Here is a 24,030-nt window from a genome sequence, read left to right as displayed (position 1 = left end):
GATGAATGGCGCCAGACCGGGAATTGGCCGGTCTGGCGCCGTTTCTTCAGCAAGGATCAGAGGTTTCGAGACCGCAGCTCCAGCCCTGCCACCATGTGTCCTGGGCATTCTCGACGGCGCCGATATAGCTCGTCGCTTCGAAGAAGCTGTCCAGGGTCGATGCATCAAACGGCGTGACGTCGGCTTCTGCCGTTCCGTTCACGAACGTCGAGGTCAATGTGCTGCCCACTGCTGTCGTGTTGTTCGAACCAGCCGCGACCGCTTCGCTCGGCGAGGTGGCATCGTCGCTGGCCAGGGCCAATCCGCCATCACAATCGAACAGGACAGAGTCGAAACTCGGATCGAGGGCGACACCGTCATAACCGACCACGCCGTTACCGGCTGAAGACTGCCAGCGGAAGCATTCCTGGCCGTAATCGACCACACCGTTCACATAACGGCCGATCGTGTTCGTGTTCAGCCGGAAGGCATTCGAACGGTTACCCACGAAGGTGAAGTTCGACAGGGTTGCGTTCGACTTTGGATCGACGTCGCCGCCTGCCGAAGATGCCTCAACGATGTTGTCGCCGCCGTCGGTCCGCTGAACGACGATGGCATACTGAATGTTGCCCTGGAAGCCGTTATCGGTGTCGATGGAGTCGTCATCATTCCCGGTCAGGACCAGATACCGGATGTTGACTGTGCCGCCGAAGAATTCGACGCCGTCATCGGCATTGTTGTGAACCTGAATGTTCTCGACGGACGTTCCATTGCCGACCCCGCCGAAGGTGATGCCATTCAGTTCATTGCCGGTCGACAATTCATTACCCGCAAATTTCACCAGCGTGTAGGAAAGGGAACCGGAATTGTCGGTCGCATCAGCACCGCCATAGAATGCGGCTGGCTCAACGCCTTCGATGACATTGTCACAGTCGGCCGTGCCTGGGGTCGACCCTGGTGTGAAGCAATTATTGACCGGGGCCTGGCCAAGAATGACGAGCCCGCCCCACTCACCGATCGAATTGGTCGCGTCGACCTGCGAATTGGTGAGATCGTCTTCGGAGGTGAACACGACCGGGTCGGCTGACGTCCCGTTCGAGAAGATCTGCGAGCCACGGTTCACAACGAGGTAGTCGTCACCTTCGTCGCCGAAGACAGTCACGCCGGCTTCAATCGTCAGCGTCGCAGCGTCACCGGCAGCATCGCTACCGTCAGCGCCGGTATCCACACCAACGTCAACGCGGCCAACCAGCTCGTAAACATTGCCCCGTGTCAGACGCAGGTCGTCCGTGATCGTACCGGTCAGCTGGCAAACATTCGAACTGTTGAGATCAACGCCGGAGTCGGTGGTACCAACCGGGCATTCCGGGTCGGCGAAAAGTGCGAACGTCCAGCCGGTCGCCCAGTTTTGATCTTCGCTTTCAGTCGGGCTGAACGCACCAACATAGGAGGTCGGCTCAAAGAATGTGTCGAGCGTCGAGGCGTCGAATGGCGTAATGTCACCTTCTTCAGGCCCCGGGAAGAAGCCGGACGAGAGGGAGCTTGGGCCGTTCACATTGTTCGACCCAGCAGCGACCGCTTCCGCCGGGGAGGTGGTATCGTCGCTGGCCAGGGCGAGGCCACCATTACAATCGAACAGGACAGAGTCGAAGCTCGGATCGAGGGCGACACCGTCATACCCAACCACGCCGTTACCGGCTGAAGACTGCCAGCGGAAACATTCCTGGCCGTAATCGACCACGCCGTTCACATAACGGCCGATCGTGTTCGTATTCAGCCGGAAGGCATTCGAGCGATTACCGACGAAGGTGAAGTTCGACAGCGTTGCGTTCGATTTTGGATCAACGTCGCCGCCTGCCGAAGACGCCTCGACAATGTTGTCGCCGCCATCGGCCCGTTGAACAACAACCGCGTACTGAATGTTGCCCTGGAAGCCGTTATCGGTGTCGATGGAGTCGTCATCATTCCCGGTCAGGACCAGATAACGAATGTTGACTGTGCCGCCGAAGAATTCGACGCCGTCATCGGCATTGTTGTGAACCTGGATGTTCTCAACCGTGGTGCCCGCGCCGATACCGCCGAAAGTAATACCGTTCAGCTCGTTACCGGTCGAAAGCTCGTTACCTGCGAAGCGGACCTGCACGAAGTTGAGTGTACCCGAGCTGTCATTGCCGTCTGCGCCGCCGTAAAAGGCTGCTGGCTCAACGCCTTCGATGACATTGTCGCAGTCAGCGGTGCCCGGCGTCGACCCGGGCGTGAAGCAGTTATTGATCGGCGCCTGGCCGAGCAGGACCAGACCGCCCCACTCACCAATATTATCACCGCCATCGTCGTTCGCTGGGTTGCTATCGGCCTGACGCTCAAGATCAGCCGCTGACGTAAAGATAATCGGAGCGGATGCACTGCCAGCCGCGTCGATTGAGGACCCGCGATTCACGACGAGGTAGTCATCGCCAGATTCACCAAAAAGAGTGACGCCCGGTTCAATTCTCAGGGTTGCTGCCGTTCCACCAGCGCTGCCGTCGGCGCCAACATCGTCACCAATGTCGACGCGGCCGCTCAGCCGATAGGCAACGCCATCAACATTCGGCACGGTCAAATCAGCGAGGACAGTTCCGGAAATGTCGCAAGTGGTGAGGCCGCCTACGCCGGATCCTTCAGTGAAGCCGCTTGGACATGACGCCGTGCCGCCGTCACCGCCGTTTCCGCCGTTGTCGCCGCCACCGGATCCCGTCCCCGGATTGCTCGCGCCCGGCGACGAAATATCAGAACCTTGCGTACAGGCAGCCGCAGCGAGCAGTAGCGCAAAAGCGCTTCCAGCAGTTTTCAATTTCATGAGGAACCCCATCAGTTTCCGAGCTTCAAAGTTGCGCAAGACAAATTCAGCACCTTGCTCGGAGCGGACCGGTATCCTTAACGAGTGACAGTTTGACTACAGAAACTTCATGGTTTTGTGACCGAGGCGTGCTCTGGATTTCCGACACCTCAGGAATTGGAGAAATCCGAACGGTCGAAACACAATTCGTCCTGATTCAACTTGGTTTTCCCGGCATTGGGCAGATGTTGCAAATTTGCTGCTGCGGCTCGATTTCGAATGCGGAGGGAACGCCTCAGCGGTTTCGCGACGGCAATTCAGTCGCTGAAATCCTTGGTGCGGGGCGGATTACGAGCAAGGATCAGCCGTTGCCACCTGCCCGATCTTGGAGGCGATTGCCTCTTGCCTTGCAGACGCGGCTGCAAGCTTCCCCGAGAAAACAGAAATATGAGCGTCGGCCCAGCTCTCGGGCGTGTGGCAAAGCGAGCGAGCAACCTCAGTGGCGCGCTTGCTCATTGCACGGATGACATCATCTTCGCGCGCAAACGTCTTTAGCACGTCAACGAGAGCAGCTTCATCCAAAACACTGACGCGTTTGCCAAAACCCAATTCATCGACGTCTCGCGAAAGGTATGCCGAGTCAGAGACAATGACCGGCAGACCGCTCACGGCCGCCTCCAGAATAACGAGCCCGAATGGCTCGGTTACTCGGCTCGGCACGATGAGCGCACGCGCCTTGCGCGCATGGTCCGCTATTTCTTCTGGCCCGAGCCAGCCCGTGAACGTCGCGTTCGGAAACGCCGCTGCGTCTTTCGTAAGCTCGCCCGCGCCAATGATTGTAATTTTCTCCCCCGCGTCCCGGGCCGCTCTCAGCGCGATGTCCGCCCCCTTGTCTCGTCCGACGCGGCCGACGAACAGAAAACCGGAATTCTCCTCAGCGCGAATGCGATCACTGGTCCAGGCACTGACCGGGTTTGGAATGATGGCCGTGTTGGGTGCTTCGAAGCCCGATCTCACAAACTTGTCGCGCATCTGCTTGTGAATGAACGCAAATGTGCTCGGATTATTATCGAAATCAGCGAGTTGGTTCAGGTGAACATGCCGGGCAAAGCGCCAGTATTTGTGCAGAGCGCTCCGACGGTCACATTGTGAGAAGAAGCATTTGGCCGAGAGTGGTTTTAAATGGCACGTCGTCGACGTATCAAAATGCAGGAAAGACCCGTTCGGGCACACATTGAAGAAGTCGTGACACGTCACCAGCGTCCGGTCCGCGACGGGACGAAGCGCCTTGTAGATCGTCGGGGACAGGATCTGCGCCCAATTATTCAGGTGATAGACCGTGCCCGGCGTATCGTTCTCATCGATCCAGGCCCGCACGCGCCGTATCGTTGCGGAATTGTGTATCCCGTTCCTCAGCGCTTCAAGCTTTGATCGCGCAAGAAGGCTCTTCGATCCCAGACCAACGACGGACACACCAAGCGCGTCGAGCGGAGCATTGGACAATTCGCCGGTTATGAGCGTCACCGGATAACCACGGCTCCGGTATTGTCGTATCGCCTCCATAGCAAGCGTCCCAGCGCCGCCTTCGGCCTCGCTGTAGTCATGAATGACGACGATGCGATCGATATTAACCACCAACTCCCCCGGAGCGCTCAGCGCGCGAACGCGCGCCGTAACCACCTACCCTGCGCCTAACGTCAATTACCACCTTGTCCCCCCGCGCGTCCATATGGTGGCACCCGATAACGCCCGGTTCAAAGTCAGGTTCTATCTTGCGAACCATTGTCTCGCGATAGTCGTTCAGGGAAATATGGTCGATCTTCATCACGTTCAGACCATAACCATATCGGCCGTGAGAGTTATCCTGCGACATACGAAAATAGGCACCATCCTGCTCCAGGATGCGCCCACCATTTCGGGCTGTGCGCGTGTCGAACACGACGGGATTGAGCGCATGAGGCGTCAGCTTCGTCATGGCTGGACTGTCGGCCTTGTACAGGTGGAGTTCCGAATTCATCTCACCGAACGGGTCAGTTGAGATATTGGTGAAGAGCCACCAGTCCTCCCCGATCTGCACCAGGCTCGAGTCAGCGGCGATGACATCGTCAAGGATGGTCGCTTCGCGAACCCATTTGTGCGGAAACTCCACACAGCGCCAGGTTTCGATCCTTTTGGCCCCGCACGTCTCCGGCATCATGAAGAGCTCGTCTTGATATTCAAAAAGGAACGGGAATGAGAGGTGATAGTCTGTTTTCAGAACAGGAGCGACATCCTCCAGACCATTGTCACCCAACCGGCCGGCGCTGATATGCCCCTTCTGGGTCGCGTAGTCGAACACCTCAAAGAAGCAGAAGGTCTCCCCATCCTTTTCCCAGAGAAACGGGTCGGCATAATATTCATTTGATGGCGCGGTGTGCGGCTGCATGATCGAGGGATCGGCCCCTGATATGTCGCTGTCCATCGTCTTCAAAAAGAACATGCCCGGACGGAGCCCTGCCTTTGTGGCTATCTTCTCAATGACGCGGGCGGCCAGGCCAGCGATGAGCTTCACCGAATAAAGCGCCAGGTCGGCGATACCCGTGGATTTGACCGCATCCGGCGCGGGCTTCAGCGTTTCCATATCGAGCGCATTGAGCGATGCACGTTTCAGTTCGCGCAAGATAAGCGTCACCGTTTTCTCGCACATGAAAAGATGGTTGCGGGAAACGACGAACTTCGTGTTCAGCGCGGCCGACGCGATGACAGAACGTGGCTGGTTCGTACCGGAGACATGAACAAGATGGATGTCAGTGACAGGCGAGGCTTTCACGATGGCGTGCATCGCCGAATTACCAACGCCGTCCCTGATGACACTCGGTGCCCAGATTCCATACCGGAACTCGCCGGCCAGATGATCGAGACGTTTGTCGACGCTCAAATCAATGACGACATCCGCCCCTAGGCCAAGGACACTCGCCTTATCCGAAACGTCGGTCTTGGTGACGCTCTCCAGGTACGTCTCGAACAGGCCGCATTCTGCCGCCATCGGCTTTGCGGCAAACCGGCGCTCTAATTTCCACCAGAGCCGGAAAATTGCATTTTCAGGAACGGGTTCTGAAGCGTCCGAGGAGGAGACAATCAGCCCACACAGTTCAAGACCTGGATCCCTGCAGATGCCTTCAGCCAATCGACGCATCCAGGGCTCAAGCGTTTCTGAGCCATTGCATAGAAGAGCAATTTTCAACGGCATGTGAGCCACCGGACGTCACGGCGGCACAAGCAGTCAATTGCGCAAGTCCGTTTCATTCAGCCCCCACAGCGCGCCCACGGCAGCGAAACGCCCTGTTCTTGCGCGATCGCTTCAAGCGCTTTCAGCGTGTCCGGTTCAAGTCGGATCCCGTTTGCGACACTGTCATCATAATACTGCCAGCGCGCCTCACCCGGCAGTCTCGCTTGGCCACCTTCATCGCCGCCAGCCACCGCGTCGGCGAGAAATTCCATGCGCTCACCAAACGCTTCTGGGGACATCCAGAATGAGACGTCGAGCACGATGAAAAACTGTCCGTTATCACCGCCCGCATCGACATTCTTGTACATCGAGCCGACCTGCTTCGAGATGCCGGCCCCCGTCAGCACAGCCCCCAGAATCTCGACCATCAGAGCCAGACCGAAGCCCTTTCCACCAGACGCCGGCAGCAACGTTCCTGACATCACCTTGTTCGGGTCGACGATGGGTTCGCCTGCAGCGTCTATTGCAATGCCCGGTTCAAACATTTCGCCTTTCGCCGCCTTCTCGCGAACCGTCGACCCGGCAACTGCGGCCGTCGACATATCAACGAGGACGGACCGCCCATTGGTCCGCGGCGCCCCGAACGTAAACGGATTGGTGCCAAGGACCGCCTTCAGACCGCCGGGCGCGGCAACCTTCGGAAACGAATTGCTAAGCACCAGGCTGATCATGCCCTGACGTGCGGCAAGCTCAGAATAGTAAGCGCCAGCGCCGTAAAAATTGCTGCCGCTCACGCCGACAACGCCGACGCCCTGCTCCTTGGCGAGCCGACAGGCGCGGTCGATCGCGAGTTTGCCGGCATAATGACCAAAAGCATTGTCGCCCGCGAGGCGCTCAACCGATGGCGATAGCGAATTGAATTTGGGTGATGCCGGGCACTTGATGCCGCCCGCCGCCACTCTTTTCAGCAAGACGGGAAGCCTCTCGACCCCGTGATTTCGCCTGCCAACCAGGTCGCACCAGACAAGATTGTCCGTGACAGCCTCAGCTTGCGCCTCATCAACACCTGCTGACGTCAGAATGCGGCGGGTAACGTCCGCAAGATCATCGCTTTGAATCCGCATGGCGCTCCGCTCTCTTGAACACACCGGCAATTTTCCCGAACAGGCGAGAAATATTTGCTCCGGTTTCGGCCAAGCTTGGCATCGGATCGGTAAAGCTGAAATAGGGCAGCACAAATTTCTGCGCGAAGACGGATTTTAGCCACGCCGTAAAGCCTAGGCGCCCAAGACCACTCAACTCCCGCAACGCCATGAAGTCACGAATAGGATACCACATCCGCAGCCTGTTATTGTAGGTCGTGAACGTCGGGACCGGCTGACCGGTCATATGGCAGTAGATCATCTCGTCGACCGGCGCCCCCGAAGCGGTGACGAGACGGTGCGCTGCAGTGAAGCGCGCATTGACCTCAATGATTTTCAATTTGCCGTCACGCGTGTCGCGCTTGAACTCGACATTGCCAAAGCCCTGCCAACCAATCCGGTCAAAAAGCTTCTTACCAATGTCGGCCGTTTCAGGCAGCCATTCAGACTGATGGAAACAGGTGCCGCCGCGATTGAGTGGCCAACGGCGAATAACGCTCTTTGTATAGTCGAACAGGCGCACACCCTCGGCAGTGCGGTAGGTGTAATAGGAAGACAACAGATCGTCCGGGCCCGGGATCATCTCGACCACCATCACCTCGTGCCCCTTGGAACGAGCCAGCGCAACTTTCTCGACAACCTCGTCGAAGCTGTCATGAATGATAAAGAGCTTGCGGCCGAACTCGTGACTGAAAGCGTAGGAGTCGAGCGGCTTCACCATGACCGGAAAAGTGATCTCCTCACGGATATTCTGTACGTCCAGATTTGACGTGATTTCCCAATATCTCGGCGCTGGAACATCGACCTCGCGAGCCAGTTTGAGGGTCGCCTGTTTGTCGAGCATGATGCGACGCAATTCGGGTACGAATTCTTCGACAAGATAGTGCTCAGCGAGTAAATCCCGGTGCGTTTCCATGAAGGCCAGCGACTCATCGCAGAATGGGAAAATGATAGCGCCCTTGAGATGGTCGAGCTGGGCGGAGAGCAGCAGCTCCCGCCAATAGCTGCTCGCGCTCATGCCGTCGGGCACGGGGTACGACTCTTTGGTATATCGCGAGTTCATCGAGCGGCAGCCAGGAAGGCCGCTTGCGATAATCCGGATACCTTTGCGACCGAAATTACGGGCTACAGCCACCGCGTTTTCTCGTCCCCCCAGAAGGATGACGGGCGTGCTGGAATCAAACTGGCTCATATCGTAATCGTTCCGGCTCCGGTTTCGAACATCCGGGTCAGAAGGAGCGGTGCGAGTCCAACCTGTTGGTCCCGGTCTGAGACCAGGTAATGGTGGTGGATTCCCGGATTGACATTGACCTCGTTAAAGATCGTATCCCCTTGCTCCAGCGGCGCCGAAATGTCGCTTGCTGTGACATCGAGCCCTGCAAATCTTATTCCGAAAGACTTCACCAGTTTGGCACCGGCTTCAATGATGCTCGGGTGAACGTCATCGCGCACGACATGGTTCTGCGCGGCCCCGTTTTCGTTGACCGCAAGCTTGACCTGCACGCTTTCGACCTTAGCCGGTACATAGCTGGCATTCCGGCCAGCCGCCGCTAGCGTATTGCGGCTTTCCTGATCCAGGATGAGCGGGCTGAGCGCGGTTATAGGATCGGCGTTCAGTCGGCGCTCGTTTTCGGCTTTGACCAGCCCCGCAACCGACGAATGACCGTCACCGACGACGACCGGCGAGTCGCGCCGGACCGCATCAATGAAATCACCATCGAAATAGAGAAGCCGGAATGACGCGCCGGTCAGCTGCTCTTCGACCATCAGGGCCTGGTTGAACCCTGCCGCATGCCGCGCTGCAGCGTGCAGTGCCTGCAACGAATTGATCCCAGTCGTCACGCCCCGTCCGCCGCCCGTGCCGTCAGCAGGTTTGACCACGACGACGGGCCCCGCCTGACTTTCAAGGAAGGCTTCTGCCTTCTCGATCGTTGAGAGCGTGAACTTCGCAAAGGCGGGCGTTCGCAGGTCAGTGCCAGACATCAAATCGAAGGTCATGGCCTTGTTCGCCATCAGGCGAAGCGTGATGGCGCTGTCCAGCATGAGGTCTGAATGGTCAACGAAAGTCGAGCGTTGCCCCTGACTGATCCTGACCAGTCCGTTCGGGCACCGCGACAGCGTCGCGCCAACCTGCTCGGCCGCTTCTGACCAGAGCGAGGTGTAAAATGCGTTGCGTATTCTGCGAAAACGCCGCCGTGCCAGTCCCGCCTGAGCGTCGAGCAAGCGGCGTTTATTCCGCAGCCAGACGCGGGTTACAGGTTGGACCGACATGGCTAAGCCTCTCGAAGCGAGCTCGAATGTATGGCGTTAGTCGTTAAAGGCACATCCAGTGGAACGCAGCTGGTCTTCGACCCATGCGTTCGAGAAGATTCCGCGCTTTACATCCTCGACATATGCGGCCTGACGGGCCTTGCTCGCGCGAAGGCGCTCAAGGATCTCGGATCCGTAGTCACGTGGAACGACAGCAATACCGGTCTTGTCGGCCTTGATGATATCGCCCGGATGGACGACGACGCCGCCGCAGCTGATCGGCGTGTTGATTTCGCCCGGGCCGCGATGCAGCGGTCCGAACGGTGTCACACCGCGAGCGTAGACCGGCATTCCGGTTTCCTGAACGCCGGGAAGGTCACGGATCAGACCGTCGATAATGAAGCCTGCAATGCCGCGATAGGTTGCCTTATTGGCCACCAGATCGCCGAACACCGCATTCGTCATCGCGCCGCTACAATCGACAACAACAACGTCACCCGGCTTGGCGATGTCCAGCGTCTTGTGGATCATCAGATTGTCGCCAGGGTAAAGTTTGACGGTCAGTGCCGGGCCGAGAAGGTCCTTGTCATTCGACAGGTTCCGGATCTCTCCATTCATCGCATAGAGCCGGTTGAGGCTGTCGGAAACGTCTGCCGTTTCGAACTCTGCGTAGCCTTCGATGACCTCTTTTGGAGGGCGTGGAAAGTTGTTCCGGATCATGAAGCCTGGTCCGGGAGTCATTTCCGCTGATTTGAGTTTCTCTGCCATGCGTTGTCCCCTTTACGCTGTACCTGATGGTCGGAACAGAAGCGCTTTAAAGCGCTTCTGCCATGGGTTTCTGTCCAAAAATGTTCTCACCAAGCGGGTCACGGCCGTCGCCATTCGCCTTGATGTAAAGGATCGCCGCACCGGCTGCCTTCACACGTTCGTGGAAGATGGACGAGCCGAGAAAGACAACCAGGTCACCGATGCTCTCATTGAGCATGACGCAGGTTTCTTTCTGGTAGATCTGCTCCAGGTCCGGATGGTCACGGTCCGTCATGAAGAGGGCTTTTTCTTCCGGGTTCGGACCGAATTGCAGCTCTGGAAAGACGCAAACCGTCGATCCTTTTGGAAGATGGACTGGAAGACCAATAGACACTTCCGAGGCGGCCCGGTCTTTATGAGGTGCCGGCCACGGATTGGCGGCCTTGTCATAAACTTTCAGGTGACGCTCTGAAATCGTGAAGGCATCGCGATCAATGCCGGTCAGTGCGGCAAGGCCGTCGCGAAATTCTTCAGCAGCTTCCTGAGACGGAAACTCGAAGACGTATTGGCGTTTCTTGCCATAGACTTGCCAGTCCTCCGCTTCGGCTGAAGCGGTTTCCTGAGTTTCGTCATAAAAGGCTTTGATGTAACCGACGAAATCGTCAGCGAGCACATCCTTCAGATGCACGTAACCCTGTTCATTGAACTGCTTGTGGGCAGAGCCAGGCTCATACTTGAACAACATGGTGTCCCCTCTCCATGCTTAGATATGTTTTCAATTCAACCGGCACCGGATTTGGCCGCTGCCGACTGTCCCCATGACCCAACCGGCTAGACTGCGATCCACGGCAAGGTCGAGCATATTCTGCTCGCTGTTTACCATGAGCGCAATAGCCAGGCCTCATTTTCCTTACAAAAAATCCATGCTGGAAAGTGGTGCCGGAATTTTGGGTCATCGAGCTCTCAATTTGTGCGAAAAGCGTATCACTGCTGCACACTTCCGCCTGAACGCTCGATATGCATTTTCTACGCCAAGCTAGAAGAGCTGACCTCTCATGCGGGCAGAAACGGCGCCTTTTACGGGCATAATGGGTTCTTCATCGGCAGACGGATCGTACACATTTGCTGGCGCCTTGCGATAAAATAGCGATGCGCAGGCTATGCCGGCCATCACGAAGAAATGGATCCCGAGGTCTACCGATGACGACGACACGGCGGAGGCGGTGAAGATCGTGAAACATCCCGCTCGCGCAGCGGCTGCGTATTGGCGCGAGTCATCGTTTGCGAGGGCTGATCGAGCCGACCGATCGACCAGGAACAGGCGCGCCAGGAACACACCGAACAGGACGGTTCCAATCACGCCCAGATTGGCCAGAACCCCAACCAGAAAACTCGACGTTCGAACGCTTCCAATACCCGCGCCCAGACCGAAGGTCTCAAAGAACGCTCGCAGGCCAACCATATTCCATGTCGTGCGTTCAACGCCGCTCGCGCTGCCAAGTTTGTTCGTGATGGAGCTATCAAACGTCTGCACGATTGGCGCAATCAGGTCTGGCTTGATGGCGACGGCTGTCGCGCCCAAAATCGCGATGACCGGGCCAAGCGACAGGAAAATGATGCGGTTGGTCGAACTACGCATCGCGTACGGCGTATTCTTGTCCGCCCGAATGAGAACGCTGGAATAAGCAACTGTCAGATAGACAATCAGCGCGAGATAGCCGGTCGACGAAAACGAAAATAGGATCGCCGCCAGCGTACCAAGCGCAATCCAGCCCGTAACGTCCGTACGGACTCCGCCGCGCCAGAGCCTGAAGTTGAAGGCAAAAAGCCCGACGGCCGTCGTCGCAAATGAGGACGCCTCGGGAAATGAACCAGTGACCCGCTTCACCCCCAGGAACTTATGATAAAAAATCTGGGCGTAGTCGGCGTTTCGAATGAAATCCAGAACATGGTACGCACCCACCGCAAACGTCACCGTATCAAAAAGCACGATGACGATGTTTAGAATGCCCGCGATGATCAGCGCTTCGCCAGCTTTCTTGAGCATTTCATTGGTTCGCGCCATCGAAGAGACGGCCGCGAAGACGAAAAGACCGCTCACAAAGTAGATGGCATGATTGAAGTTCGAGCCCGAAGGATAGAGCGGCACCTCGATAATGAATTTCCGATCTGAAGACATCGGAAAGACCATGAACTCGCCTGCAAACAGCCGGGGCAGAAACAGGCCAGATATAAATCCCCAGGAGCACAGCAAGAGCAGAACAAAGACCGGTCCGCCCCGCTGCATGGGCAATGTCGCATATCCCAGACCACCCGGGCGCAGAAGCACCGCCATCGTAAAGAAACCAAGGCTAAGGTGCCCGGGGGTGACGTTCGCCCCGCCAAACGCCATTGCAGAGGCCGCACCGAGCAGTCCCATGCAGCACACCAGTGTCAGCGCCGCGGCAGACGACCGCAGGGTCGCATAAACACCCAGCGCCGCTGTAATCAGGCCGATGAGCTCGATACTCAAGACGCTACTCCCGGCAGGTCGTGGAGACTTGTGAACCGGTATGCATGGGCAACCAAGCTGGTGGCAGTATCGGTATTAGCGTCACACTTCATAGACGATCGCACGGCGACGGTTTCCCCATTAGATGCTGACCAGAAGTCGGAGATTAAGAGATAGCGCCTGTCACGCAAGAAGCTTGCCGCGTCGCGGCTCGCAGAGCCGTATCACCTTGCCGATTGCATTTGCAACCTGACGATCGATCGATTCAGTGGTTGCTCGTAGCGCGTGAAGATAATCCGCGAGGCGACCAGCAAGACAGCAAGGGTGGTCGGCAAGACAAACGCAGCGACCGCCCAGCCCGGCATGAACTGGCCGGCCCAATACATTATGCTGAGCCCGATGACCTGATGCAGCAGATAAAACGAATAGGAGGCACGGCCGATCTGCACCAGCGGCGACCATGAGAGCATCTTCTTGAAGGAGTCGCTCCACAAAGCGGCGCCGAACAGCACGAAGATTGCCGCATATGCGACGAAGAATTCGATGCCCATCAGCGCGCCACTGTTCAAAATCAGAACAGTCGCAACAGCGTGAACCGCGCAAAACGCGAGTGCTACTTTCATCGACGTGGAAAATGCGCCTTCGGAATAGGCCTTGTAGGCGATCACACCGATCGAAAAATACACGACGTCCTTGAAGAAGAGCAGGGAGCCAAGCTTCTCGAAGGCGCCATTGCCTGTGACCCAATACGCCAGCATCAACAAAGCGCAGATCGCCTGAAAGCTGAACCAGGCCATCATCCAGCGTGATCTCAACACAAAGAAGCACACACCAATGACGGCATAGAATCTGATCTCAACCCAAAGGGACCAATAGGCCCCATCCAGCCAGGCCCATTCCGGCTGGCCAATCTGGTCCCCTATGTATTGAGGCGGAAAGGCAAGGATGCTGAGAAAAAACTCAATCGGATTGGCCTTGAATTGGTCTGGTCCGATGGCCCACGCGATCATCCAGGTCAGGCATCCGCACAGGGCCAGGGTGGGCCAAATTCTGGCAATCCGGCGAACCGCGAAATTTCCGATCGTCGCCGTTCGCTCAAGTGTCATCAGGATGACGAAGCCCGAAATCATGAAGAACAGGGTGACACCCAGATAACCGACACTGGAGAATGGCATCCACGCAAGCAGGTCGCCATAAGGCAAAACTGCATCGCCTGCCCCTGAGGGCGCCCAGAATGAACAGAAGTGATAAATTGCAACCCAGGCAATCGCGATGCCTCGCAGCGCATCCAATGGCGCCAGCCTGCTCGCGGCACGCGCTCCGGAGGGGCTAGGTGTGCGCGGCGCTTCAGTTGCTACAACGCTCATTCCACTGCCCTCCCCAAGCTACATTAAAAAACCTTAATCCTGATGCAAGTCTCAGACCAGCACATTTCGCTGCTCGTGCTACAGGATGGGCGATACACCGAGGCCCCGGCTATCTGCGTCGACCAGATCATGCGCACTTCTGGATTTGCCTGTGCAAAGGCGGGCGCACATGCGCTCAATGTCATTCAAAGCATCACGCTTGGCTCTTGAGACGCCGTCAGGATCAATGCCTTCACGAAGCGCACGACCAACGAGGTCCGTCGCTTTTCCGCTCCACATGAGTTCCCGGGGACCGATCAGAAACTCGGATCTGTCCACGGCCTTGAAAAACTCGTTCACTTTGTGGTCCCACGAAAGCCCGACGTGCGGCACGCCGTAGGAGTAAGCGATAATATTGGCATGAAGCCGGTGAGCCACAATGGCATCAAACCCGGCAATCATCTCAGCGAGCTGCTGAGGAACGACTGGCCGGTCCATGAGCGATATCGACTTGCGACTTTGATGCTGGGCCTCAACGCGCTTCATGACCCTCAATGCGAAGGCCTGATCGTCTGGGGCTCCATTCGAAAACAGGCTTACATCAAAGCCTTCTTCGATGAGCGACGTTACGAACTGAGCATAAAGTCCGATCCAGTCCGGATTTTCACACCAGGCGTCGTCAGCGTCCGAGTGGAGGCGCAGAACGCGTGGATCAGTGACCCCCACACCAATCCTCGGTTTGCTGGATCCGTTCACTTTCGCGACTGGATAAAGGTCGCTGACAAGAAGGCCGGGGTCACGAACTCGGTATGGGGTGGGTTCTTCAAACACCGCGCGCCAGCGCGCAATCGAAAGGTCGTCTCGAAGTCCCACCAGCTCCAGACCGTCATCAAAGGCTTCACGGAAAAGCTCGATGCCTTTTTCGCTCACAAGGTGCCCGACCCCAGCCCCGAAGATTGCGATCCTGGCACCATTGCGGCGGCCAAGTTCGACGGCAGCTGAAATTTTCAGGGGGAAATTGAGCCCAGCGTCGGCGATAAGCTGGCCGCCGCCGATGATAACAACGTCAGCGTCGGACAAACGGCGCCGATACTCACCGAGCCCCTTCGCCTTGACCTGATAGCGAACCATGCTGGCAAGCGCCGGGCGGCGCATCGCAGCTGGCAGCATGTTCAAGATCTCAAGCGCGACGCTACGCAATCCGCCGGATTCGACGCCGTAACCAGTGCGACCAGCCAGATCGCAACTTTCGACCGTCAGCTTCTGACCAGAGCGCCGCAAAGCATGCTCGAAGCACTCGGCAATGATACCATCGCCGAGATTGTTCGAGTATTTGACGTTGAGAAGTACGACTTTCAAATCAGCCCTTTCTGAGCCCCATTACGACCACGGTTTGCTTACAGATGCTGAATGTAAGTCGGAGAGATTTTTCCGGTCAGGGCGTGACGTATCGCCAGCCAATTGCCTTTGGCGCGACCCCAGCGGTCTACCCACGGCTCAGGTGCGACCGTACGAGCATGGTTGGCGAGCATATTTCGGCTCATCATCTTCCACGCCTTGTATTTTGGCAGGGTGCCCTTCTTCATCAGGTAAACCGGGTTCGCGATCTGCGAATATCCGAGGCGCAGCCCTGGCGACCTTGATGTCTTTACGCCGCAATGAACGCCAGCAAAGGCGTTGGTGTGAACCAGCCGCCCACGGCTCATCAACTGATTTGAAAAATCGTTGTCCTCAAGCCACCCGTAATAGAGAAGATTCTCGTCAAAACGGGTCTCCCCGATCGCGGACGCCCTATAGGCCATATTGCACCCATACAGGCCATCGGATTCTCCGAACTCTCGAACGGACGGACGCTCGCCGGCGTCATATTCGTCCACGATACGGCAAGCTTCGCTGTAATCGATGCCAGGGCCCTTAATCCCGTCCGCCAGGACTTCACCCATGATGCCAACGATGTCTGGGTGACCGTTGAAATACTCTTCGATGCGCTCAAGCGCATATTTCGATGCTACGTAATCATCATCAAAGTAAACGATATAGTCGACGTCGCCCTGGAGCGCATCGAGCGCGCGATTTCGCTGCGCGCACAAGCCCTTGGAGCCGAACACAGTTTCGATACCGGTCATGTCGATGTTTGTCGGCAGGTCTTCTGGCCCGGTCACGGACAGCAGAATTCTATCCGCAGGACGCGTTTGCTTGCGCAGTCTTTCCACATTTTCAGCGACCGTATCCGGACGCCCCAGTGTTGCTATCGCCACAGCAAGTCTGGATTTCTGTGCCATGTTAATGTCCCTGTTGTCCCCGGACGGAAACTACTACTGCAAGCCGATTTTCGCCAGCCCATGCAAATCACTTGCCATACAACGTTCTGGTGCAAACATTGCAGCGAAGGGCCAGGAGTCTTGGTGGAAAGTGAAGTGAGCAGCATTCAGCGCATCGTCGTCATTCATGACAGTATCGAAGCTCGCGGCGGCGCGACCGGATTGGCACGTCTTGCTGCCATCCAATATCGGAAGCTGGGCCTGAACGTCACGTTTCTGACCGGCGCACCAGATGACGGAAGCCTCGATGAATATGGTATCGAGACACATGGCTTAGGTCAGAACCGCCAGATCGACCAATCTGCTCGCGCGGCGCTGCTGTCAGGTCTCGATAACGCTGCCGCAAGGCAATTCGTCTCAAACTGGATCAGTCAGAATGACACGCCCTCGACGGCCTATCACCTGCACAACTGGTCTCACATTCTTTCTCCCGGCGTATTCAGCGCACTCAAGCCGGTAGCAGCGAGAACAGTTGTCTCCTGTCATGACTTCTTCAATGTCTGTCCGAATGGCGGGTTGCTACACTTTCCATCGGGGCAGCCCTGCAATTTGAAGCCTATGTCGACAGCGTGCTGGCTGAGCCAATGCGACCGGCGCAGCAGCCTTCACAAGTACTGGCGAATGGCGCGCCACACCATTCTCTTGCGCAAAGCCGACTTCTCCAGTTCGGCGATGACTTTTGTCTGCCTTCATGAGGGGATGAAGACCGTGATGCAGCAAGCGGGGTTCGACGCACCGGATTTCACCAGTATTCCCAATCCGGCCACCGCCTATCTGGATGAACCGGTTGATGCAGCCTCCAATGAGGGCTTCCTGTTCATCGGACGCCTGACACCAGAAAAAGGCGCCGACATTGCGGCTGCTGCTGCCGATGCAGCGGGCGTGAAACTCACCATGATCGGTGAAGGCCCGCTGGCCGATGAGCTGAAGGCTAAATATCCCGCGATCGCCTTCCCCGGTTTCTGTCAGCGCGAAGCCATTGCCGCCCATGTCCGCCAGGCGCGCGCCCTCATCGTTCCGGGCCGATGGCGAGAGCCTTATGGACTGGTGATCGCAGAGGCCGCGCTGAGCGGACTGCCCGTTCTACTATCTGAACCCAGCACACTCGCGCCGAAAATCGAGCAGCTCGGAATGGGGGCCGTCTTCGACCCGGCTCGCCCAACGGCATTGGTTGAAACGTTGGAGAAATGGGCAAGCGATGACGAGCTGGTGCGCGCATCAAGCGAGAACGCATTCAAGCACGCCAACAGCATTTGCACTTCACCTGAAGGATGGGCAAAACAGTTTCTCAATTTGATGCAAGACAAGCTGAATGAGAGCAACGCCAACTCAAAATGACTGACCAGCCCATCAACCCCGTCGTCCTTGTGGCCAAGGAAACGCCTGAAAAGGTTCGCGAGACGCTTGGCGCAATCGAACTTGCTGAACTGAAGAAGCTGGCCATCAGCTCTCGTTTGGCCACGTCGAGTGATATGCGCGGCAAGTCGCTGAAGGATGTTGTCGAGCTGGTCCAGCATCGCGCTGAGCTACGGCTCGCCTCTCGCCGCCCCACCCAGTGAATTGAACAGCATGGCGCGCCGGTTTTCGGCGCGCCATCTGTCCTGTCTTAGTTGGTGTAGTACTTGGCGTACGACTTGTAGCCTGAATGACCGTAGCCCTGGCGATGATAGCGGTTCGTATCGACGCGGTTGATTGCAACACCGGCAACCTGGGCGCGGAAGTCCCGCAGCAGCGACAGCGCCTGTTTGAGCGCGGCCCGGTTGGTCTTCAGCCAGCGCGAGATCACAACGACCTGGTCAACCTTACTGGTGATGATACGCGTTTCTGCGAGCAGAAGGAGTGGGCCGGTATCGATCAGGATGAGATCGTAGCGCTCCTCGAGCTGCTCCATCAGATTGTCGAAGGTCCGCGACCCAAACACATCCCGCGGCGTATGGCGGTCTGGCGTCAGAGGCAGGATATCAAGCCCGGTCTCTTCATCCGTCGTGATGGCTTCTTCGATGGTGCACTCGCCGAAGAGACACTCAAGGAAACCTTTTTCAGCCGGATCCTTGAGCACCGTTTCAGACAGGCGCTTGCGGCGGAAGTCACCGTCCACGATCAGCGTTTTTGTACCGGACATTGCGGACATGATGCCGAGGCCATGTGTCAGCGTCGTCTTACCTTCATCAGGTTGTGATGACGTGATCGCGACCGTCTTCATGTCATTGTCGAGGTCTGCGAACATGATCGACGCGCGCAGGTTCCGGAAACTCTCCGCATAGGCCGAGGTCGGATTATTAATCAGGTAGCGACGCGGATCCTTCTTCTCATTACCGACCAGCCGAGGGAAGTTGCCCAGGAATGGCACATGGAAGCTCTCTTCGATCTCTTCGCCTGTGCTGATCTGACTATTCAGCGCCTCAGCGGCAACCACTGCACCCACACCCAGCATGAGGCCAAGCGCGAGGCCGATCACCAGGTTAAGACCGGTTTTCGGGAAAGACGGACCACGCGGCACCGGCGCAGACGACAGCAGCCGGGCATCGGCTTCGGCGAGCCCTTCGGACTCATTGGTCTGTTTGAACCGGGCAAGAAACGCCTCATAGATTGAACGGGAGGCTTCCGCCGACCGCTCAAGCTCACGCAGGCGGACGCTGGCCTGATTGTTCTGGTTCACTGTGTTGCGGATCTGGCCGAGATTGGACTGCAGGCTGTTGACGCGTTGGCGAGCGATGGAAACGTCACCCTCAAGATTCGTCACGATCCGCTGAAGCTCTGTTGTGATCTGTGACTGGATGTTCGCTTCTTCATTGTTGATGCGCTGAATGTCCGGATGCAGCGGACCATAGCGGTTCTGCAGATCGGCCCGCTCACGCAGGATTTCGGCCTGCTGGCGACGCAGCTCGGAAATGACGGGCGAGTTGAGCGCTTCACCGCTGACCTCTGCCGAAACGCCGCGTGTCGCCAGTTCACGGACTGTCGACAAACGCGCTTCCGCCTCAGCGAGTTCGGCACGGCGCAGAATGAGCTGGGCGTTCAGATCGCCCATTTGCTGCTGATTAAGCGTGGTGGAGCCAGCCGACATCAGTCCGGAAGACGCGCGATATTCCTCGACGGCGTTCTCGGCCGTGTTCACTTCTTCGCGCAGTTCAGAGAGACGCTCTTCAAGCCACGCATTGGCCCGGCGTGTCGCATCGAACTTCGCGTCGAGCTGCTCGACGAGATACTGGTCAACAATCTTGTTCGCGATTTCAGCGGCCAATTCAGGATCCTGGCTGCGCGCTGAGATTTCGATTCCATATGTCGTTGCAATTCGGCGCGCAGCAGTTTTGCTCAGCAGCGCCGAAACGACGAGTTCCATTTCGATTTCTTCATAGTCGGCAGGAACAGCGGCAGTCTCGCCCGCTGTATCGGCAGAGCCGCCCAGCAACCCCTGGACCCAGGTCTTTGCCTTGGCGGTAAAGCCTGGCTCCTGAAGAAACGGATTGAATTCCTGCACTTCGGTGAGGTTCAGCTGGCGCACGACTTTCTCGGCGAGCGAACGTGACCGGATGATCTGGACCTCTGTGTCCACCACCGAGGATTCAGGCGGCAAGCCGGACAGAACCGATCCGATGTCGATGACCGTCTTGTCCCGCGAATCCATGATGACCGACGCGCTGGTCGTATAGACCGGCGTCGCCTGAAACGTGAAAACGGCGACCGCAATAAACGTCGTCAGGATGACGAACAGAAACAGCATCAACCGGCGTCGGAGCGCGCGCAGTGCTTGCTTCGGATCGGAAATCCGGTCATCGACCTGCCCGTAACCCTGAGTATATGGGACCATTTTGGAATTTCGCTGGTCTATCGGTGCCTGGCTGTTCAATTTCTTTGTCCCTCTAGGTCGCCGTATCGTGCAGCGGTCTGGCTTGCGTTACGGACGAAGCGTAACGCCGACCAGGACCCTGTTTTCGCTGAATGGTTGCTGGTTCGAGTCCTGATCGAAATAATCGTAGCTCGCATTCAGCGAGGCATTGCGATTCAGTTTCCACTCAGTTCCCAGACGAACGCGGATGCGCTCGTCCGTGCGATTGATATTTTCATAGTCATAGTCAGACATGCCGAGGGTGGCATTGATGAGCCAGTTGCGACGCAACTCGTGATCAACACGGACTGAAACATCTGTCTGGGTCGCGCCAGCCGCTGTTTGCAGGCCAGGGTCAACGACGCTGCGAGAGGCAGAACCGGTGACCGTCGTCAGCTGCGTGACAAACCAGCTCGCATTGGCGGCAACGGACAGGCCGTCAATATCGCCGAAGGCTGAATCATCGAATTCGGTCTGGAAGTAACCGACAGCAACGTCGCCGCGCACCAGGAATGGAAGCTCGAAGTCAGAACCGACACGAATGACCGTATCCTGCGAGTCGCGATTGAGTGTGCTTGGCGCAACAGGAGCGTCATAATCACGCTCGGTCACAATGCCTTCCACGAAGACCGCCCAGTCACGTTGCGGTGCATAGGCGACGCGAACATTGGCAGATGTTTCGTCACGGTCTCTGAAATCCTGATCGAGCATAGGGCCAGCATTCAGACGGACATCTTCATAATCGAAGCTCTCTGACGACAGGCGTCCACGGATCTTGACCCGGCCAGCGACATAGTCCGCCCCAACTTCACCGCCCAGGCGAGAATACTCGACTGGCTCCACGGCAGCAGGGTTGCTTGCCACCGATGAGCGTGGCTCGTGAATGTTTTCAGCGATGACATTGCCGACAAGGCTGGCTGTTGACGATGCATCAACCCGACCTGAAATGCGACCGCGCAGGTCCGTCGACGATTCCGAACTGGTGTCATTGTACTCGGTCGTCTCCGAAGACAGCGAAACTGCCAGCGAGTGGCGCGACCAGGTAGACTGCAGGTTCACCGTCGGACGCAGCAGCAAGTAGCTGTCTTCCGTCTCGTTTGTCGATGACGCAAACAGGTTGGTCCGGTAACCGGCGCCGACATAGACGGCTGGACGCGCTTCGAACGCGCCGAGCCGAATTGGCACAGAATCGTATTCTGGCTGTGCCCGTTCGGTCACCGATACGTATCGGTTTCGCTCGTAAAAGCTCGCTTGCGCACTCGCATATCCAGCTGAAACTGCCGCAACGCCGGCGAGAAGTGCGATTTTGGTAGATACTTTACTTGCCACTACAATGTCCCCATCAAGAAACCTTGTCTGTGCCAAAGCAAGGTCGGTGCCGAATTAAACGCCGAACCAGACAAATTTGGAGTTAACGTCGATTGTCGAATTAATTTCGGTAGTCGGATGTATTGTCGTCCGAACCAGCCAGTGGCGCGCTACCAGACTGGGTGAAGTTGCTGAAGTCACCGTTTCCGGCCTCAGACTTCACGCCATTTTTTCCGGGTCCTGAACCGTTGGAAGCATGTGGCTTCAACAGGTGCAGCTCAGCGTCGAACACTTGTGGACTGGATGAGGCCAGGCTCGACATGAAGGACGCGTACGCCATCAGAGAGCCGCAGGCACCATGCTCAGGTTGCGCCAGCAGGGTGAAGGCATCCACGATCTCGTCGCGGTCGACTGCTTCCCAATTGGCAAAACTGGATTCGACTTGTTGTGCGGCTGGAACCAGCGCATCGCACTCGAAATGACTCGCAATAAGCGACGCGTAGAGCTCCGCATTCGTGATGTCATCATTGGCGGCCATTGCCGCCGGACTGGCCAGTGCGCCTGCGAGCACACCTGCCAAGGCAAGGTGAAGTTTCATTTTTTGTCCCCGTAGCTTTAAAAGCTAACATTACGATAGCTTAACAAAGCCGCCAATGCACGCGCTTTTTCAGAAAAAGCTCAGAAAAAGCGCTCAACCACCCGGATAGTATCACCCGGCTGTACTTTGGTCGTTGGCGTAAGTTCGATCCTGAACTCTTGATTGTCGTCAACGCCCTTGATCATGATGACTTTCCGGTTCGCACGGTACGTAAATCCTTCCGCCGTCGCGATCGCGTTCATCACAGTCAGTCCGTTGGTATAAGGATACTCACCAGGGCGCGCGATCTCGCCGAGGATGTAGTATGGGCGGTAATTCGTGACCTCAGCGCTCACCCGTGGTTCACGCAGGAAACCCTCTGCCAGCTTCTGTTCGGTCAGGCGCTGGAACTGCCGAACGGTCAACCCGTTCACGTCTACCTCACCAATGAGCGGCATCGACACATAACCCTGCCCATCGACGACAAATTCGCCCGAAAGTTCTGGCTCATTGAAGACCGTGACGCGCATTTTATCCGCTGGCCCAAGCGTGTATTCACTCGCCGCACGTTCGGCGATCGTCCCCTCTGCAGGGGCCTGCTGCTGCGAAATGATCGGTGCAGCCTGGCAGGCGGCCAAGACCCAGCAGAGCAAGGCACCGAGAAAGATCTGAACTGAAAGCTTCGGCATGTGTGTCCCTTCCCTAGCGGGTTGAAATGTATCTCATTGTATCGCCCTCTAACCGCACAGCAGTTAACCGGCCAGAAAAATAAGCGCCGGTATCGATATTTATCCGGCGGCTGTCGCTGTACGCCTGATCCACAGGCGTATGCCCGTGCACCACGACCAAATCCTCTCGGCTGGTTGCCGAAAGAAACTCGTCTCGTATCCAAAGCATGTCGTTTTCGGATTGCTCTTCGAATGGGCGCCCAGGTTTCACCCCGGCATGGACAAAACCGTATCCGCCGATCCGTTTTGAAACATCCAGCGTTCTGAAAAAGTGCAGATGGTCCTGCGGAAATTTCTCGATGAACTGATCATGCGCGATGCGCCACTCTTCGTTCATCGTGAAGCTGCGGGGCGGTCGAACGCCATATGACACAAGAGTTTCTCGACCACCGTAAGTGGCCCAGTTTGGGCCATACTCAGGCTTTTCCAAAAAGTTCAGCAAGGCTTCTTCGTGATTGCCCTTGAGAAACGTCGTGTTCGGCCAGCGCTCACTCAGTTCAAGGAGCAACTCGATGACCTGCCGCGACTGGAGTCCGCGGTCTATGTAATCACCGAGGAAAACCAGATGCCGCTCATCACTCGACGGGGCATCCTCGTCCAACCTCTCAACAAGGTTTTTGAGCAGATCGCACCGCCCGTGAATGTCACCAACGGCATAGACCACCAGGCCGTCGGGGACTGTCGCATCGGGGGATCCAGCCACGGCTGGCGCGGCTGGACCAGAACCTTGGCTCTGATTTTGGGTCTCTTCGGTTTGGGTAAAACTGAAAGGAAGGACGCGTGAGATGGCTGCGCCCACACGACTGAAAAATCCTGCACTGTCCCTTTTCGGCAAGGCAACAGCGTTACTTGCGCGTGCCTTCAGAGCACGCCAAGTTGACGCAATGGATTTTACAATCGCCTGGCGAGTCAATCGTGTCCCCCTGGACGCCGCCAACGTGTATTAACGGCTTACAATTACTATAAAGCAATTATCTCGCCAGTACCATTATAGTCGATTGTGGAATAATTTAGACTTCTAAAAAGCCATTGAAACCAGCATGAAAATGCCAGCCCATGCGAGGCTGCAAAACACGATGAAGAATGCAAATGTCCGCCACAGAGGCCATTTCGCATGTGGATCATGGTTATCCTCAGACAAAACGAGTCCTGTAATAGTGGTATTCTGGTTCATCGAAACTTCTCTACACAGTCTTCATAAAACCGAACGCACTATCGAAACCATGGTTCAAAATAGTTCGGAGTTATCCTTAATATACATCACAATTGTGCTCGGCTGTATTGGTCAC

19 protein-coding genes are annotated in these 24,030 nt (G+C 56.8%); 2 read left to right on the top strand and 17 right to left on the bottom strand.

Annotation, left to right across the window (positions count from 1 at the left end):
• Nucleotides 1-46: 46 nt before the first annotated feature.
• From WNY37_RS04765 to WNY37_RS04710, 12 genes are all read right to left on the bottom strand, one after another.
• Nucleotides 47-2,815: a hypothetical protein gene (locus WNY37_RS04765; RefSeq protein WP_342972320.1), complete on the bottom strand. Its 2,769-nt coding sequence runs from the start codon at nucleotides 2,813-2,815 to the stop codon at nucleotides 47-49.
• A 327-nt stretch (nucleotides 2,816-3,142) separates the two neighbouring features.
• Nucleotides 3,143-4,429: a glycosyltransferase family 4 protein gene (locus tag WNY37_RS04760; RefSeq protein ID WP_342972319.1), complete on the bottom strand. Its 1,287-nt coding sequence runs from the start codon at nucleotides 4,427-4,429 to the stop codon at nucleotides 3,143-3,145.
• Nucleotides 4,422-5,960, bottom strand: coding sequence for a hypothetical protein (locus tag WNY37_RS04755; protein WP_342972318.1), 1,539 nt, complete (start codon nucleotides 5,958-5,960; stop codon nucleotides 4,422-4,424). The genes WNY37_RS04760 and WNY37_RS04755 overlap by 8 nt, the downstream gene beginning before the upstream one ends.
• A gap of 119 nt (nucleotides 5,961-6,079) precedes the next feature.
• A complete protein-coding gene (locus WNY37_RS04750) occupies nucleotides 6,080-7,126 on the bottom strand; it encodes an Ldh family oxidoreductase (protein ID WP_342972317.1) in 1,047 nt (348 codons plus the stop codon).
• Entirely contained in the window at nucleotides 7,107-8,336 is a 1,230-nt protein-coding gene (locus WNY37_RS04745; RefSeq protein ID WP_342972316.1) for a hypothetical protein, read from the bottom strand. Before WNY37_RS04745 ends, WNY37_RS04750 begins: the two co-directional genes overlap by 20 nt.
• A complete protein-coding gene (locus WNY37_RS04740; RefSeq protein WP_342972315.1) occupies nucleotides 8,333-9,415 on the bottom strand; it encodes a cyanophycin synthetase in 1,083 nt (360 codons plus the stop codon). The genes WNY37_RS04745 and WNY37_RS04740 overlap by 4 nt, the downstream gene beginning before the upstream one ends.
• Before the next feature lie 36 nt (nucleotides 9,416-9,451).
• Nucleotides 9,452-10,162, bottom strand: coding sequence for an RraA family protein (locus tag WNY37_RS04735; protein WP_342972314.1), 711 nt, complete (start codon nucleotides 10,160-10,162; stop codon nucleotides 9,452-9,454).
• Between the two features lie 46 nt (nucleotides 10,163-10,208).
• Nucleotides 10,209-10,886, bottom strand: a complete 678-nt coding sequence (locus WNY37_RS04730) for a hypothetical protein (protein ID WP_342972313.1) — start codon at nucleotides 10,884-10,886, stop codon at nucleotides 10,209-10,211.
• 291 nt (nucleotides 10,887-11,177) lie between these two features.
• Entirely contained in the window at nucleotides 11,178-12,653 is a 1,476-nt protein-coding gene (locus WNY37_RS04725; protein ID WP_342972312.1) for a hypothetical protein, read from the bottom strand.
• A gap of 203 nt (nucleotides 12,654-12,856) precedes the next feature.
• Nucleotides 12,857-13,999 (bottom strand): acyltransferase, encoded by a 1,143-nt coding sequence (locus WNY37_RS04720; RefSeq protein WP_342972311.1) that lies wholly within the window; start codon nucleotides 13,997-13,999, stop codon nucleotides 12,857-12,859.
• A 78-nt stretch (nucleotides 14,000-14,077) separates the two neighbouring features.
• Nucleotides 14,078-15,337 (bottom strand): polysaccharide pyruvyl transferase family protein, encoded by a 1,260-nt coding sequence (locus WNY37_RS04715; RefSeq protein WP_342972310.1) that lies wholly within the window; start codon nucleotides 15,335-15,337, stop codon nucleotides 14,078-14,080.
• Between the two features lie 38 nt (nucleotides 15,338-15,375).
• On the bottom strand, nucleotides 15,376-16,260 hold the full coding sequence (locus WNY37_RS04710; RefSeq protein ID WP_342972309.1) for a glycosyltransferase: 885 nt from the start codon (nucleotides 16,258-16,260) through the stop codon (nucleotides 15,376-15,378).
• Between the two features lie 135 nt (nucleotides 16,261-16,395).
• Here WNY37_RS04710 and WNY37_RS04705 point away from each other — a divergent pair, with 135 nt between their 5' ends.
• Both WNY37_RS04705 and WNY37_RS04700 read left to right on the top strand, forming a co-directional pair.
• Nucleotides 16,396-17,637 (top strand): glycosyltransferase family 4 protein, encoded by a 1,242-nt coding sequence (locus WNY37_RS04705; RefSeq protein ID WP_342972308.1) that lies wholly within the window; start codon nucleotides 16,396-16,398, stop codon nucleotides 17,635-17,637.
• Nucleotides 17,634-17,858: a hypothetical protein gene (locus WNY37_RS04700; protein ID WP_342972307.1), complete on the top strand. Its 225-nt coding sequence runs from the start codon at nucleotides 17,634-17,636 to the stop codon at nucleotides 17,856-17,858. Before WNY37_RS04705 ends, WNY37_RS04700 begins: the two co-directional genes overlap by 4 nt.
• A 47-nt stretch (nucleotides 17,859-17,905) precedes the next feature.
• On the opposite strand, the gene WNY37_RS04695 is transcribed toward WNY37_RS04700, so the two are convergent.
• From WNY37_RS04695 to WNY37_RS04675, 5 genes are all read right to left on the bottom strand, one after another.
• The gene (locus tag WNY37_RS04695; RefSeq protein WP_342972306.1) at nucleotides 17,906-20,110 is read right to left on the bottom strand and encodes a polysaccharide biosynthesis tyrosine autokinase; all 2,205 of its coding nucleotides are present in this window, start codon (nucleotides 20,108-20,110) and stop codon (nucleotides 17,906-17,908) included.
• Nucleotides 20,111-20,197: 87 nt separating this feature from the next.
• Nucleotides 20,198-21,457 carry an outer membrane beta-barrel protein gene (locus WNY37_RS04690; protein WP_342972305.1) on the bottom strand — a complete coding sequence of 420 codons (1,260 nt, stop codon included), beginning with the start codon at nucleotides 21,455-21,457 and terminating at the stop codon, nucleotides 20,198-20,200.
• Between the two features lie 100 nt (nucleotides 21,458-21,557).
• Nucleotides 21,558-22,034: a hypothetical protein gene (locus WNY37_RS04685; protein WP_342972304.1), complete on the bottom strand. Its 477-nt coding sequence runs from the start codon at nucleotides 22,032-22,034 to the stop codon at nucleotides 21,558-21,560.
• Nucleotides 22,035-22,114: 80 nt separating this feature from the next.
• Nucleotides 22,115-22,702, bottom strand: coding sequence for a polysaccharide biosynthesis/export family protein (locus tag WNY37_RS04680; RefSeq protein ID WP_342972303.1), 588 nt, complete (start codon nucleotides 22,700-22,702; stop codon nucleotides 22,115-22,117).
• A 13-nt stretch (nucleotides 22,703-22,715) separates the two neighbouring features.
• Nucleotides 22,716-23,654, bottom strand: coding sequence for a metallophosphoesterase family protein (locus WNY37_RS04675; RefSeq protein WP_342972302.1), 939 nt, complete (start codon nucleotides 23,652-23,654; stop codon nucleotides 22,716-22,718).
• Nucleotides 23,655-24,030 lie beyond the last annotated feature (376 nt).

Origin of the sequence: Henriciella sp. AS95, from assembly GCF_038900055.1 — a bacterium.
In the GTDB taxonomy this organism is placed as follows: Bacteria; Pseudomonadota; Alphaproteobacteria; order Caulobacterales; family Hyphomonadaceae; genus Henriciella.
Note: the sequence above shows the minus strand (reverse complement) of the source record. Positions and strands in the feature narration are given on the sequence as shown.

Excerpts from the sequence above, each read along its gene's own strand:
- WNY37_RS04685 (WP_342972304.1), bottom strand. The coding sequence starts at position 22,034 with ATGAAACTTCACCTTGCCTTGGCAGGTGTGCTCGCAGGCGCACTGGCC.
- WNY37_RS04680 (WP_342972303.1), bottom strand. The coding sequence starts at position 22,702 with ATGCCGAAGCTTTCAGTTCAGATCTTTCTCGGTGCCTTGCTCTGCTGG.
- WNY37_RS04765 (WP_342972320.1), bottom strand. The coding sequence starts at position 2,815 with ATGAAATTGAAAACTGCTGGAAGCGCTTTTGCGCTACTGCTCGCTGCG.
- WNY37_RS04695 (WP_342972306.1), bottom strand. The coding sequence starts at position 20,110 with ATGGTCCCATATACTCAGGGTTACGGGCAGGTCGATGACCGGATTTCC.
- WNY37_RS04735 (WP_342972314.1), bottom strand. The coding sequence starts at position 10,162 with ATGGCAGAGAAACTCAAATCAGCGGAAATGACTCCCGGACCAGGCTTC.
- WNY37_RS04730 (WP_342972313.1), bottom strand. The coding sequence starts at position 10,886 with ATGTTGTTCAAGTATGAGCCTGGCTCTGCCCACAAGCAGTTCAATGAA.
- WNY37_RS04745 (WP_342972316.1), bottom strand. The coding sequence starts at position 8,336 with ATGAGCCAGTTTGATTCCAGCACGCCCGTCATCCTTCTGGGGGGACGA.
- WNY37_RS04700 (WP_342972307.1), top strand. The coding sequence starts at position 17,634 with ATGACTGACCAGCCCATCAACCCCGTCGTCCTTGTGGCCAAGGAAACG.
- WNY37_RS04740 (WP_342972315.1), bottom strand. The coding sequence starts at position 9,415 with ATGTCGGTCCAACCTGTAACCCGCGTCTGGCTGCGGAATAAACGCCGC.
- WNY37_RS04710 (WP_342972309.1), bottom strand. The coding sequence starts at position 16,260 with ATGGCACAGAAATCCAGACTTGCTGTGGCGATAGCAACACTGGGGCGT.
- WNY37_RS04720 (WP_342972311.1), bottom strand. The coding sequence starts at position 13,999 with ATGAGCGTTGTAGCAACTGAAGCGCCGCGCACACCTAGCCCCTCCGGA.
- WNY37_RS04750 (WP_342972317.1), bottom strand. The coding sequence starts at position 7,126 with ATGCGGATTCAAAGCGATGATCTTGCGGACGTTACCCGCCGCATTCTG.